The sequence below is a fragment of the Pseudomonas sp. SED1 genome, from assembly GCF_034044025.1.
In the GTDB taxonomy this organism is placed as follows: Bacteria; Pseudomonadota; Gammaproteobacteria; order Pseudomonadales; family Pseudomonadaceae; genus Aquipseudomonas.
Window position 1 is genome coordinate 1 of the sequence record NZ_JAXCIS010000240.1, and the last position, 13292, is coordinate 13292.

Consider the following 13292-nt stretch of genomic DNA (forward strand, 5'->3'; position numbering starts at 1 on the left):
TTTTGGTTACTTTTGGGGCGTTTGCCAAAAGTGACCCGCTGTAAGAGCGGAACCATAGGCGGCCGTTACCTAAATAACGGATATGTACTCAACCCCCACCAAATAGAAAACAAAAAAAAGGCGACCGAAGTCGCCCAAAATGCCTTGCGTGCTCATGTATCCCGAAAAGACCTAAGGCTTCTTACGCTTATTAGCGTCTTTCCAGATAAAAATTCCAAACCCTACAAAGAACATCACCATGAGGCCAACCGTCAGCACTCCGGCAAATACCACATTATCGAAAAACATGACCGGCCTCCTGCACTTGCCCTGTTGCGATAGGGCTAAGTTAACCAAGAAGACGAAAGAAGAAATTGACGAGGATCAATGTCGCCCGCAACGGAGCGTAAAGAAGGGAAATAACTGACCTGCATCAAACGATGCAGGCTATATCAACGCTTTTTCGGTTTGTTTTTCGGCTTTTTCTTAGGCTTACCCAACGGCATCGCCTGCTCAAACGCCTGGCGCACTTCATTCAGTCGTTTGTCATTCAGGTCATGAACACGTTTGGCCCGTTCGGCATTCAGGTCTATCAGTTTGTCATCGTCACTCATGGCTTGGCTTACGTAATGGCTTGGATGCCCCAATAATGCGTCCTGCGCCAATCCCGCGTAAACAAAATCGGTGTCATCCAACCCATTTGCCCGCAAAATCCCCGATCCAAACCCTCACACAGAGCGTTCGACGTGGCACTGCACAAGGACCTTCCCCCACTCCTGGCCCTGCGCGCCTTTGAGGCCGTGGCCCGGCATCTGAGCTTTATCAAGGCCGCCGCCGAGCTGTCGGTGACCCAAAGCGCCCTCAGCCATCAAGTGCAGAAGCTCGAACAGCATCTGGGCAAACCGCTATTTATCCGACGCACCCGCGCCATCGATCTGACTGAAGACGGCCAACACTACTACGACCAAATCCGCCCCGCCCTCGATGTCATCGCCGCCGCTACCCGCCAGCAACAAACCCCGCCCGCCACCACCGTGCTGCGCGTCGGCCTGCTCGCCTCGTTCGCCACCTTGTGGCTGGCGCCGCGCCTGGCCGGGTTTCTCAGCCGCTACCCGCACATCCAGGTGGAGTTGGTGCCCGCGATTCAACTGGCAGACGTCGCCGCCGCCGAGGTCGACCTGGCGATTCGCTACGGCAAGGGCGACTGGGCCGACGTGCAGGCCACGCGCCTGATGAGCGAAACCCTGTCACCGGTGTGCAGCCCGACGTTCAAGGCCAGCCAACTGGAGAACGGCCCGCTGTTGATGGCCACCTCGCACCGCCCTTTCGAGTGGACCGACTGGTCCCGGCATTACCAGGTGGATGTGGAGCATTACCCCAAGGCGCTGTTGCACGACTACAACATCGTGGTGGAAGCCGCCGTCGCCGGCCAGGGCATCGCCATGGGCCGCCACCGCCTGATCGAGCGCAGGTTGAAGGACGGCACATTGGTGGAAGCCTTCGACTGGCCGCCCTACCACAGCGAGATCGGCTACTGGCTGATCACCCCGCAAGGCGACACCAGCCAAGCGGCCACCTGTTTCAGTGAATGGCTACGGGAAATCTGTGCCGACGCATGAGTTATTTCGATACGTCGAGTGAGATCTATCCGTTTGTCGACCAAAACCACGCCGCCCATGCTGAAGACTCTTCCCAAGAGGATTCAACATGAGCCATTCCATCTCGCAATGCGTACAAGCCCTCGGTCTGAGCCTGCCGACACCCAGCCAGCCGATCGCCAACTACGTCAATTACGTGATCAGCCAGAACCAGCTGTTCATCTCCGGCCAAATCCCGCTGCTGGACGGCAAACCCACCTACATCGGTCGTCTCGGCGAGTCCATCAGCGAAGACGAAGGCGCTAAAGCCGCCGAACTCGCTGCGCTGGGCCTGCTCGCACAATTGAGCGATGCCCTGGGCGATGACCTGTCGCGGCTGGTGCGCATCATTCGGTTGGGCGTGTTTATCGCCAGCAGCGGTGATTTCCAGCGCCAGGGCGCAGTCGCGAATGGGGCTTCGAACCTGCTGGTCAACGCCCTGGGTGACAAAGGCCGGCACGCCCGTACTGCCGTGGGCGTCGCCAGTTTGCCGGGCGGTGTGGCAGTGGAGATCGATGCGATTTTCGAGCTGCAGCCGTGACCGCGCTGTCCCTGACGCAAGTCCGGGAACTGCGGGACGAAACGCCGGGCTGCCAGTCCGGCATCGTCCACTTCAACCACGCCGGGGCCTCCCTGCCGAGCCAGGGGACGCTCGACGCAATCATTGACCAGTTGCAACGCGAAGCCCGGGATGGGCCGATGGAGGCCGGCGAACACGGTGCACTATTGGCGGAAAAAGCCCGTCGCGCCGCCGCGCAATTGCTCAACGCGCCGGTGTCATCGATTGCCTTTGCCAGCAGCGGCTCGACCGCCTGGAGCATGGCGTTCCAGGCGCTGGGACCGTGGAAACCAGGCGACCGTATTCTGGTGGGCCGCCACGAATGGGGCGGCAACCTGGCCAGCATGCAGACAGCCGTGCAAGCGGGTGCGCACGTAGAGGTGATCCCTTGCGATGAAACCGGCGCGGTGTCCGTCGCCGGCCTGGAAGCCATGCTCGACGCCCGGGTGCGCTTGATCGACCTGACCTGGCTCCCCGCCAACAGCGGCTTGATCAACCCTGCCGAGGCCATCGGCGCGTTGGCCAAGCGTCATGGCATTGCTTATTTCATCGACGCCGGGCAAGCCCTCGGCCAAGTGCCGGTGGATGTGCAAGCACTGCACTGCGATGTGCTCAAGGGCGCCGGGCGCAAGCATCTGCGAGGCCCGCGGGGAACCGCATTGCTGTATGTGCGGCCGGATTTTCTCGAGCGCTTGAACCCGGTCCAACGCGATGTATTTTCTGCGCCCTGGAGCCCTGTGGGTTTCGACTTGCGCAACGACGCCCGGCGCTTTGAAACCAGCGAAGTGTCATTCGCGCTGTTGGCAGGCCTGGGCAATGCGTTGCTGGAGGTCAATCGACTGGGCGCTGAGCGGATTCGCCGGACGGTCCAGCTTCTAAGCGACACGATCCGCGAAGAACTACGCGGGATCGAGGGGATTACCCTGCATGATTTGGGTATTGCCGCAAACCAGTCCGGCCTGATCGCCTTCAACCTCGCCGGCTGGGACGCCTTCGAGCTAAAGCGCCGCCTGGGGCTCAAGCGAATCAACATCGGTGCCAACGGTGTGCCCTACACGCCGCTGGACATGCAAGCCCGCGAGCTGGACAGCGTGGCGCGAATCTCCGTGAGCTACCTCAACACGGCACAAGACATCGGGCAACTGATCGCCGCCCTGCACGAACTGCAGGATTAAACCTCGACGTCCACCCACAAGCCTTGGCGTGGCGCGTCTTCAATCAGCGGCACCACCGGCACGGTGTTGTCGGCGTTGAGTTCGTCACCGGGAACAGCCAGGTGCTCCTGCGGATCCTCATCGGCTTCGCGGCGGCGCTTTTGCTGTTCCTGCTGGCGTCGCTGTTCCTCGCGCAGCAACAGTGCCGCTTCCTCGGGGTCGCGCTTTTGCAGGTCGATGGTGCTTTCGTTGGAGCCTGGTTGAACCGGCACCACGGGCGGGATATCCGGCTTCTGGCGCACCGGGTCAAGCTGCGACGTGACCGGCACAACACTCAGGGGCAGCATGGGTGGCAGCATATTAATAGTCTCCTGTTCAGCAGACTGTCGGCTGCGTGGGTGACGACTTGAGCGTCAAGCCGCCAACTTGTGAACTAATCGTCATCTATCCGACGAACATACAGCCCTTTTTCTTGCCGCTTGTAGCTTAAAGCTTGAAGCTGCACCTATTCCTTTTGGTCTGGAAGCCGTGTTCCGTTAGAATAGTCGGCTTTTTCACGGCGGGAGTCAGGCAGCATGGCGCAGCAGTATCAACCGGGGCAACGCTGGATTAGTGACAGCGAAGCAGAGCTGGGGTTAGGCACCGTTCTGGCACAGGACGGCCGCTTGTTAACCGTGCTCTATCCGGCCACTGGCGACACTCGCCAGTATGCGCTACGGAATGCGCCCCTCACTCGCGTGAGGTTTTCGCCGGGTGACACCATCACCCATTTCGAAGGCTGGAAAATGACCGTGCAAGAAGTCGACGATGTCGACGGCCTGCTGGTCTACCACGGCCTCAATGGGCAGAACGAGCAGGTCACCCTGCCGGAAACCCAACTCTCGAACTTCATCCAGTTCCGTTTGGCCAGCGACCGTCTGTTCGCCGGCCAGATCGACCCGCTGGCCTGGTTCTCCCTGCGCTATCACACCCTTGAACACACCAGCCGCCAGTTGCAGTCCTCGCTCTGGGGCCTGGGCGGCGTGCGTGCGCAACCGATCGCGCACCAACTGCACATCGCCCGTGAAGTCGCGGACCGTATCGCGCCGCGGGTTCTGCTGGCAGACGAAGTGGGCCTGGGCAAGACCATCGAAGCCGGCCTGGTGATTCATCGCCAATTGCTGTCGGGTCGCGCCAACCGCGTACTGATCCTGGTGCCGGAAAACCTCCAGCACCAGTGGCTGGTGGAAATGCGCCGCCGCTTCAACCTGCAAGTTGCGCTGTTCGACGAAGAACGCTTTATCGAAAGCGATGCCGCCAACCCGTTCGAAGATACCCAGCTCGCGCTGGTGGCCCTGGAATGGCTGGTGGACGACGAGAAGGCCCAGGACGCGCTGTTCGCCGCCGGCTGGGATTTGCTGGTGGTCGACGAAGCTCACCACCTGGTGTGGCACGAAGAAAAAGCCAGCCCCGAGTACACGCTGGTGGAGCAACTGGCCGAAGTGATTCCGGGCGTGCTGCTGCTCACCGCAACCCCTGAGCAACTGGGCCAGGACAGCCACTTCGCGCGCCTGCGCCTGCTGGACCCGAACCGTTTCCACGACCTGCACGCCTTCCGCGCCGAGAGCGAAAACTATCGCCCGGTGGCCGAAGCCGTTCAGGAGCTGCTGGACAAGGGCCGCCTCTCGCCGGCCGCCCACAAGACCATCCAGGGATTCCTCGGCAACGAAGGCGAAGCCCTGCTGACCGCCGTCAACGATGGCGACGCCGAAGCCAGCGCCCGTTTGGTACGCGAACTGCTGGACCGCCACGGCACCGGCCGCGTGCTGTTCCGCAACACCCGCGCCGCGGTGCAAGGCTTCCCGGAGCGCAAGCTGCACGCCTACCCGCTGCCGTGCCCGGACGAATACCTCGAACTGCCCCTGGGCGAACACGCCGAGCTGTACCCGGAAGTCAGCTTCCAGTCGCAGCCGGATGTGGATGAAGAACAACGCTGGTGGCGTTTCGACCCGCGCGTCGAATGGCTGATCGATCAGCTGAAAATGCTCAAGCGCACCAAAGTCCTGGTGATCTGCGCCCACGCCGAAACCGCCATGGACCTGGAAGACGCCCTGCGCGTGCGCTCCGGCATCCCGGCCACGGTGTTCCACGAGGGCATGAATATCCTCGAGCGTGACCGCGCCGCTGCTTACTTTGCAGATGAAGAGTTCGGCGCCCAAGTGCTGATCTGCTCGGAAATCGGCAGTGAAGGCCGCAACTTCCAGTTCTCCCACCACCTTGTGCTGTTCGACCTGCCATCCCACCCGGACCTGCTGGAACAGCGGATCGGCCGTCTGGACCGGATCGGCCAGAAGCATGTGATCGAACTGCACGTGCCGTACCTGGAAACCAGCCCGCAAGAGCGCCTGTTCCAGTGGTACCACGAAGCGCTGAACGCGTTCCTCAACACCTGCCCGACCGGCAACGCCTTGCAGCACCAGTTCGGCCCGCGCCTGCTGCCGCTGCTGGAAAATGCCGACGACGGCGAGTGGCAAGCGCTGATCGACGAAGCCCGTGCCGAGCGCGAGCGCCTCGAAGCCGAGCTGCACACCGGCCGCGACCGTTTGCTGGAGCTCAACTCCGGCGGCGCTGGCGAAGGTGATGCGCTGGTGGAAGACATCCTTGAGCAAGACGACCAGTTCACCCTGCCGATCTACATGGAAACCCTGTTCGACGCCTTCGGCATCGACAGCGAAGACCATTCGGAAAACGCCCTGATCCTCAAGCCGAGCGAGAAAATGCTCGACGCCAGCTTCCCCCTGGGCGACGACGAAGGCGTGACCATCACCTACGACCGCAACCAGGCGCTGTCCCGCGAAGACATGCAGTTCATCACCTGGGAACACCCGATGGTGCAAGGCGGCATGGACCTGGTGCTGTCCGGTTCCATGGGCAACACCGCTGTGGCGCTGATCAAGAACAAGGCGCTCAAGCCGGGCACCGTGTTGCTGGAACTGCTCTACGTCAGCGAAGTGGTTGCCCCACGCTCGCTGCAACTGGGCCGCTACCTGCCACCGGCCGCGCTGCGCTGCCTGCTGGACGCCAACGGCAATGACCTGTCGGGCCGCGTCTCGTTCCTGACCTTGAACGACCAGCTGGAAAGCGTGCCACGGGCCAGCGCCAACAAGTTCGTCCAGGCCCAGCGCGACCAGCTGACGCCACGGATCAACGCCGGTGAAGAGAAGATCGCCCCGCGTCACGCCGAGCGCGTGGCCGAGGCTCAACGTCGCCTGGCGGCGGACACCGACGAAGAACTGGCGCGCCTGACCGCGTTGCAAGCGGTCAACCCGACCGTGCGTGACAGCGAACTGGTTGCCCTGCGCCAACAGCGCGAGCAAGGCCTGGCCATGCTCGACAAGGCTGCGCTGCGACTGGAAGCGATTCGGGTGTTGGTAGCAGGCTAACCTCGCCGCCCTGCCCTGCTGAACAAAGAGGCCCGCGCAATGCGGGCCTTTTTTATTCACTTGAGACATCGTTGTTATTGATGGCCTCTTCGCGAGCAAGCCCGCTCCCACATTTGACCGAGTTCCATCTTGAGAATGCGGTCTAATGTGGGAGCGGGCTTGCTCGCGAAGGCGTCACCTCGGTCTCAGGCAGTAACCGCCGTAGCCGGCACCTCCACCACCCCCAACCCATCCTTCATCCGCTTGGCATCCCGCACAAAACTGCGGGACGCCTGAAACAGAAAGAGCATGGTCAGAAACAGCGCCACCGGAATCAGGTACATGGCGTCGTGCAAGCCTATGGCTTTATAAGCCTCGGTCATCTGCTCCGCCCCCGCCGCATACATCGCCGAATGGGCAAAATGATCCGACAACCCGCCCACCACAATCGGCCCCATGCCACCACCCAGCAAATACAAACCGGCGAAGAACAACGCCATCGCCGTCGCCCGCAAGCGCGGCTCCACCACGTCCTGGATCGCCGTATAAACACAGGTATAGAAGTTATAGGCAAACAACCAGCCGACACTGAAAAGCGCCACAAACACACCAATTTCGATCCGCCCGGCATGCAACGCCCAGGCGGTGGTCACGGTGGAGATAATCAAGCTGCAGGCCGCGAACAACAGCCGCCCATTGGCCACCCGCTGATGGATCTTGTCCGCCACCCAACCGCCCAGCGTCAGGCCAAACAACCCCGTCACCCCGACAATCACCCCGGTCGCCACCGCCGCATCCTGCAACGGCAGCAGAAAATAGCGCTGCAGCATCGGCACCAGGAACGAGTTGCAGGCGTAGGTGGCGAAGTTGAAGCACAAGCCTGCCAGCACCAGCCAAAGGAACGTCGGTACCGCCAGAACCCGGCGAATCGGGCGGTCGACTTTCTCTTGGGAGACTTGCACGGTTTCGGCGGCGCCGCGCTTGGGTTCCTTGATGTAGAACATGAACACCGCGAGGATCAGCCCCGGCACCGCCGCAATAAAGAACGGCGCGCGCCAGCTGTCGAACGCCTTGACCATCGCACCGATGGTGAAGAACGCCAGCAACAGGCCCAAAGGCAGACCCAACATAAAGATGCCCATGGCCCGCGCCCGGCGGTGGGCCGGAAACAAGTCGCCAATCAACGAGTTCGCCGCCGGTGCGTAACTGGCCTCGCCAATGCCGATGCCCATGCGCACCAGCAAAAAGGTCCAGAAACTGCCCACCAAGCCATTGACCGCCGTCAGGCCGCTCCACGCCGCCAGGCCCCAGCCCATGAGCTTACTGCGCGAGCCAGTATCGGCCATGCGCCCCAGGGGCAAGCCAGCAATCGCATAAACAATGGTAAACGCAGTACCGATGATGCCGAGCTGGAAGTCGCTGAGGTGCCACTCCATACGGATCGGTTCGATGATGATCGCGGGGATGGTGCGGTCGAAAAAGTTGAACAGGTTGGCCAGGAACAACAGGAACAGAATGCGCCAGGCATTCGCCGCTTGGGTCGAGTTCTGCATGGGTCCGTCTCTTTTATTGTTATGTGAGCCGCGATGCCAGACGCATCCTGAGCCCGGAACCTGCAATCTAGTCAGCCCCGTGATGATTGTCTGTAATGATTCGTAAGTCTGATGTCACTCCATCGGGCGACCCGAGCTGTCATCCCTACTCATTTGGTTCTAGTTGTTTATGAACTCATCGCCAAATAATTAGAAGCAATTTGCCATCAGCCCTTGCAACCCGCTCAGGCTCTCTATACTCAAAGCATTGTCAGACAAAGACTCTGTGACGGGACATGCTATGGAATGGCTTGGTTTGCATTTTTTTACCGACCTTCCGGACAGCGGGCACTTATTACTCAATTGCAGTCATAACCCCTTTCTGGTGCTACTGGCTTACGTAGTGGCGTGTGCGGCGGGCTTCGGCACCCTGGACATGGCCGAACGTGTCGGCCATGTCGACAACCCCAAGGCTCAACGGCACTGGCGCTGGGTAGGCGCGGGCTGCCTGGCAGGCGGAATCTGGGCGACCCACTTCATCAGCATGCTGGCCTTCCAGGCGCCTATCGCAATTCACTACGAATTGATCATGACGTTTGCCTCGCTACTGATCGCCCTGATTGCCTCGCTGTTCGCCATGCAAACCCTCAGTCATCCAAAGCTGCGTCTTCACCAATATGTGCTGGCGTCGGTATGGATGGGGCTGGGCATTGCACTGATGCACTACGTTGGCATGTCGGCCATGCAATCCGAAGCAGGCGTGTACTTTCGGACCGGATTGTTTCTGGCCTCAGTGGTGATTGCCATCGGCGCCAGCCTGGCCGCGTTGCTGCTGTCGCTGTACCTTCGCAACGGCACCGGCATGTTCCATCAATTGCTCAAGTACGCGGCCAGCCTGGTGCTCGGCGCCGGGATTATCAGCATGCACTTCACCGGCATGGCGGCCATGCAACTGCTGTTGCCCGAGGGTTTGGTGCCGTCGGCGTTGCCGGTGGACAACAACCCGATCCAACTGGGCCTGCTGGTCGCCGTTATCGCCCTGCTGGTGATCGGCAGCAGCATCAGCGCCGCCCTGGCAGACAAAAAACTGCAACACAAGGAAACCGACCTGCGCCGGGTCAACGCACTGCTCACCGAACTCGACCAGGCCCGCGCCTCCCTGCAGCAAGTGGCGCATTACGACGCCTTGACCAGCCTGCTCAACCGCCGTGGTTTCAACCAGATCTTCGCCGAGAAGCTCGCAGAGAAAACCGCCACCGACGGCATGCTGGCGGTGATCTTCCTGGATATCGACCACTTCAAGCGCATCAACGACAGCCTCGGCCATGACGCCGGTGACGAACTGCTGACCGTGTTGGCCGGCCATATCAAAAGCTCGGTGCGCAGCCATGACGACGTGGTCGCGCGGTTTGGCGGTGACGAGTTCTGCATCCTGATCAGCATCCATCATCGCGATGAAGCGCGGCACATGGCCCAGCGCATCATGCAGAAAATGAAAGACCCCGTAGAGTTGGCCGGCCGGCGCATGGTGATGACCACCAGCATCGGCATCAGCCTCTTCCCTGAAGACGGCAAAACCAGCGAAGAGCTGCTGAAAACTGCCGACCTGGCGTTGTACCAGTCCAAGGATGCCGGGCGTAACAGCCTGAACTTCTTCAGCTCCAACCTGAAAACCCGGGCCTTTCTGGAACTGCAACTGGAAGAAGAACTGCGCGCCGCGCTGCGCGGCAAGAACGAACTGGTGCTGTTTTACCAACCGATTCTTGACCTGAAAAAAGGCAAGATCACCCGCCTCGAAGCCCTGGTGCGCTGGCAACATCCGCAACATGGCCTGCTGACCCCGGACCGGTTCATCAGCATTGCCGAAAACAACGGGCTGATTGCCGAACTCGATCACTGGGTATTGCGCCAGGCCTGTCACGACCTGAGCCTGCTGTCGGAACAGGGCCACACGGAATTGATCATGGCCGTGAACTGCTCGGCCCTGAACCTGACCCGTGACGAGTTGGCCGATGAAATCGAAAGTGCCCTGCGCTTCGGCGGAATTGCCGCCAACCGCCTCGAACTGGAAGTGACCGAAAACGCCCTGATGGGCAATATCAGCAGCACCCTGGCACTGCTGCGGCAAATCCGTGCCTTGGGCGTCTCGCTGTCCATCGACGACTTTGGCACGGGCTATTCGTCCCTCGCCTACCTCAAGCGCCTGCCGCTGAACACCTTGAAAATCGACCGTTCATTTATCCAGGACATTCCCAAGTCCAATGCCGACATCGAGATCGTCCAGGCGATCATCGGCATGGCTCACACCCTGCATTTGCAGGTGGTAACCGAAGGTGTGGAAACCCTGCAACAGTTTGAAGTGGTGCAAAAACACGGTTGTGATTTCGTTCAGGGTTACTTGCTCAGCGCTGCGGTGCCGATGAGTGATATCGGTGCGGTGATCAATGGCCTTGATCAGCACAACATGTTCAGCCTGCTGGGTCTTACGGGAGGTGAACCCACGCCGAAAGACCCGCCTTCGGAGCGCACAGGCCCGGCGTCCATCGTCAGGCCAATTCGCTGACGCCGTTTATTTGGCAAATCGCCATCATTTCACTAAAGAACCCCGACGAACGGCCGATTCATCAGAGTCCGGCCAGGATTTCCCCCTTAAAACCCTAGGGTTAAACCCTATCGCCCCGGACCAGGACGCACTGTAAAGTCGCGATCTCTCATTCCGTGATGGCTATTTGATACCTCTTCAGCCATCCGTCCAGGCACATGGCGCACAATGACCTCTAAAAATAACTCTGCCACCGCGGTATCCGACGTGTTGCTGACAGCCCCTGCGGAAAAACCCTCAGGTTCAAAGTCATTGAGCAGCGCCCGCCCACTGGCCACCCAGCAGTACCTGTACTTCACCGAAACCAACACCGACCGCATCCTCGACAACCTCGACGGCCTGCGCGACATGGTGTTCCCGCGCGCTCCGCACCTGGAAGTTGACGGCGAACTGCGCAACGAGCAGGAATTCCCCTCGGTGTGCCTGATCGGCCTGGGCCGCTGCGGCTCGAACATTGCCCTGGATGTGGCGGAGCTGGTGTACAACGCCCGCAAGTTCTACCTCAACGAATTCAGCAACGAAGACAAATCCACCGATAAGGGCTACCGCCCCGCCCAGTGGATTCGCAACAACCTGCGCCTGGGTTCGAACAAAGGCACCAAGCCGGTGTTCCTGGTCGAGCCGCTGGTGATGCTGGGCGACCTGGACAAGGACATCGCCGGGCGCATCCGTTTCTCGCGCAAGGGAGAGAAAAGCGGATTCCTGCGGGACTACAGCAAGATGAAAATCATGGACCTCTCGGAAGTCCATGCCGGTGGCGCCGGTAACGCGCCGATCCTTGGCCAGTACCTGGCCAAGATCATCCTCAACAAAGACACCCAGCGCTTTTCCAGCCCCGACTGGAAGATGATCCACTCGTACCTGATCGACTCCTGCGGCATCAAGGCCAACCAGTCCCGCCTGTACTTCTCGATCTTCAGCGCCGGCGGCGGTACCGGCTCGGGCATGGCCTCGGAATTCGGCCTGGCCCAGCAGCACTCGTACATGAACAAGACGTTCGACACCAAGCCCGCCGACGAGCATGACAGCAAGAGCGGCCACGCCTTTGTGTTCGAGCCGATCTTCACCAGCGGCATTTGTGTGCTGCCGAACATCTCCGATCACCGCAGCGAAATGTCCGAGGCACTGCACATCAACGCCGGGCGGCTGTTGTGCAAATACCTCTCGGAAGAATGGGATTTCTCGTACAACTTCGACAATGAAGACAGCAGCGAGGCCAGCGTGAAAGGCCGTATCCGGCCGTGGAACGCGATGATGCTGATCTCCAACGACATCATGCGGTATGCCGAAGAAAGCGATGACGGCAATATCCAGAACATTGATGTCAATGCCATGGAGAAGCACGCCAACCAATACATCTCGCAGCAGATCTTCAACATTCTGACGGCCCAGGCGGTTACGACCGACTACGACCAGAACTACTTCCGTCGGGCCGGGATCGACATCGGCGAGACCATCCGCCTGGATGCCAACGACCTGTTCATGAGCCTGGCCGGCCCGGTGGCGATTGCCTACGCCGAATCGGTGGTGCCGGAAACGCCGGCGCCTTCGAGCGACAAGTTCAAGGTGTTCGAAAAAGAGCCGCAGCGGCTGAATATCGATGACCTATTTTTCCGTTCCATTGATCTGCCGCACTTCAACAAGGTGACCCAGGCGATCGAGGGCATCAGCCTGTTGCCGATTGAGTCCAAGCGCTACAAGGCCTCCTTGGAGCAGTACAAGAACTCCGGGTATGACGCGGCGGCGCTGCATGACCTGCACTTCTTCAAGAACTGCTCGTCGGTGGTGTCGATTGTGTCGTTGCCCAAGGATTACAAGCTGTCCTATATGGACCTGAATCGGCTCAAGACGCACCTCAACAGCCTGTTTCCCAACACCACGCTCAAGCGGTATGCGCTGGTGATCGGGGCGTCGGCCAACTTGTCGCTCACGACCTTGATCGCTAAAAGCCCGTGCCTGTCGGATGATTTTTTGACGTTGATCGTGGCGTTTATCAAGCGCTGCTTTGCGAGGAATCCGTATCGGTTTGATGACACGCTGGATAACTCGATTCTGGATTTCATCATCCACGAGGATTTTGATGAAGACCGGATTGATGAGCTGCTCAATGAGTTTGAGAACCCGGCGAAGATTCTGGATACCAACTGGTATGCCATCAAGCCGATGTACGAGAAGAAGTATCGTGAGTTGATCAACGACAAGGACAAGTTTGTGTCGATCAACGATATTCGGCTGTCGCGGGATTGTGTGAAGAAGGCGATCAAGTACCTGCGTGAGATTTATCGTCACCGGATTGGGAAGACCAAGGTTATTTCGCTGAATAACCATACTGGGAAGACTGCGTAGGCTTGGTTCTTAGGTGGGGTGTATATCCGTTATTTGGGTTGTGGCTGATATGGGTTCCGCTCTTACAGCGGCTCACTTTTGA

The 13292-nt window shown here is 59.8% G+C and carries 10 protein-coding genes; 6 read left to right on the forward strand and 4 right to left on the reverse strand.

Features of this window, described 5'->3' with window-relative positions; all coding sequences use genetic code 11:
* Positions 1-171: 171 nt before the first annotated feature.
* Both ccoM and SNL23_RS31395 read right to left on the reverse strand, forming a co-directional pair.
* Complete coding sequence (ccoM, locus tag SNL23_RS31390; protein WP_010176679.1) at positions 172-288, reverse strand: cytochrome c oxidase subunit CcoM; 117 nt, start codon at positions 286-288, stop codon at positions 172-174.
* A gap of 143 nt (positions 289-431) precedes the next feature.
* A complete protein-coding gene (locus SNL23_RS31395) occupies positions 432-674 on the reverse strand; it encodes a hypothetical protein (RefSeq protein ID WP_143503642.1) in 243 nt (80 codons plus the stop codon).
* A 51-nt stretch (positions 675-725) separates the two neighbouring features.
* On the opposite strand from SNL23_RS31395, the gene SNL23_RS31400 reads away from it, so the two are divergent.
* The 3 genes from SNL23_RS31400 (at position 726) to SNL23_RS31410 (ending at position 3350) form a co-directional block, all read left to right on the forward strand.
* A complete protein-coding gene (locus SNL23_RS31400) occupies positions 726-1598 on the forward strand; it encodes a LysR substrate-binding domain-containing protein (RefSeq protein ID WP_318304746.1) in 873 nt (290 codons plus the stop codon).
* Positions 1599-1686: 88 nt separating this feature from the next.
* The gene (locus tag SNL23_RS31405) at positions 1687-2157 is read left to right on the forward strand and encodes a RidA family protein (protein WP_318304748.1); all 471 of its coding nucleotides are present in this window, start codon (positions 1687-1689) and stop codon (positions 2155-2157) included.
* Positions 2154-3350, forward strand: coding sequence for an aminotransferase class V-fold PLP-dependent enzyme (locus SNL23_RS31410; protein WP_372241434.1), 1197 nt, complete (start codon positions 2154-2156; stop codon positions 3348-3350). Before SNL23_RS31405 ends, SNL23_RS31410 begins: the two co-directional genes overlap by 4 nt.
* Here the strand turns inward: SNL23_RS31410 and SNL23_RS31415 are convergent.
* Positions 3347-3688, reverse strand: a complete 342-nt coding sequence (locus SNL23_RS31415; protein ID WP_076016549.1) for an aspartate-semialdehyde dehydrogenase — start codon at positions 3686-3688, stop codon at positions 3347-3349. The genes SNL23_RS31410 and SNL23_RS31415 overlap by 4 nt on opposite strands.
* A gap of 216 nt (positions 3689-3904) precedes the next feature.
* Here SNL23_RS31415 and rapA point away from each other — a divergent pair, with 216 nt between their 5' ends.
* A complete protein-coding gene (rapA, locus tag SNL23_RS31420; protein ID WP_076016548.1) occupies positions 3905-6751 on the forward strand; it encodes an RNA polymerase-associated protein RapA in 2847 nt (948 codons plus the stop codon).
* A 185-nt stretch (positions 6752-6936) separates the two neighbouring features.
* On the opposite strand, the gene SNL23_RS31425 is transcribed toward rapA, so the two are convergent.
* Complete coding sequence (locus SNL23_RS31425; protein WP_076016547.1) at positions 6937-8283, reverse strand: spinster family MFS transporter; 1347 nt, start codon at positions 8281-8283, stop codon at positions 6937-6939.
* A 280-nt stretch (positions 8284-8563) separates the two neighbouring features.
* Here SNL23_RS31425 and SNL23_RS31430 point away from each other — a divergent pair, with 280 nt between their 5' ends.
* Together SNL23_RS31430 and SNL23_RS31435 are read left to right on the forward strand one after the other, a co-directional pair.
* Entirely contained in the window at positions 8564-10825 is a 2262-nt protein-coding gene (locus SNL23_RS31430) for a putative bifunctional diguanylate cyclase/phosphodiesterase (protein ID WP_167662802.1), read from the forward strand.
* Between the two features lie 207 nt (positions 10826-11032).
* On the forward strand, positions 11033-13210 hold the full coding sequence (locus SNL23_RS31435; RefSeq protein ID WP_076016545.1) for a hypothetical protein: 2178 nt from the start codon (positions 11033-11035) through the stop codon (positions 13208-13210).
* Positions 13211-13292 lie beyond the last annotated feature (82 nt).

What these genes read in the sequence shown, in the direction of transcription:
- SNL23_RS31430 (WP_167662802.1), top strand. Translation starts at nt 8,564, where the DNA reads ATGGAATGGCTTGGTTTGCATTTTTTTACCGACCTTCCGGACAGCGGG.
- SNL23_RS31415 (WP_076016549.1), bottom strand. Translation starts at nt 3,688, where the DNA reads ATGCTGCCACCCATGCTGCCCCTGAGTGTTGTGCCGGTCACGTCGCAG.
- SNL23_RS31435 (WP_076016545.1), top strand. Translation starts at nt 11,033, where the DNA reads ATGACCTCTAAAAATAACTCTGCCACCGCGGTATCCGACGTGTTGCTG.
- SNL23_RS31405 (WP_318304748.1), top strand. Translation starts at nt 1,687, where the DNA reads ATGAGCCATTCCATCTCGCAATGCGTACAAGCCCTCGGTCTGAGCCTG.
- ccoM (WP_010176679.1), bottom strand. Translation starts at nt 288, where the DNA reads ATGTTTTTCGATAATGTGGTATTTGCCGGAGTGCTGACGGTTGGCCTC.
- rapA (WP_076016548.1), top strand. Translation starts at nt 3,905, where the DNA reads ATGGCGCAGCAGTATCAACCGGGGCAACGCTGGATTAGTGACAGCGAA.
- SNL23_RS31425 (WP_076016547.1), bottom strand. Translation starts at nt 8,283, where the DNA reads ATGCAGAACTCGACCCAAGCGGCGAATGCCTGGCGCATTCTGTTCCTG.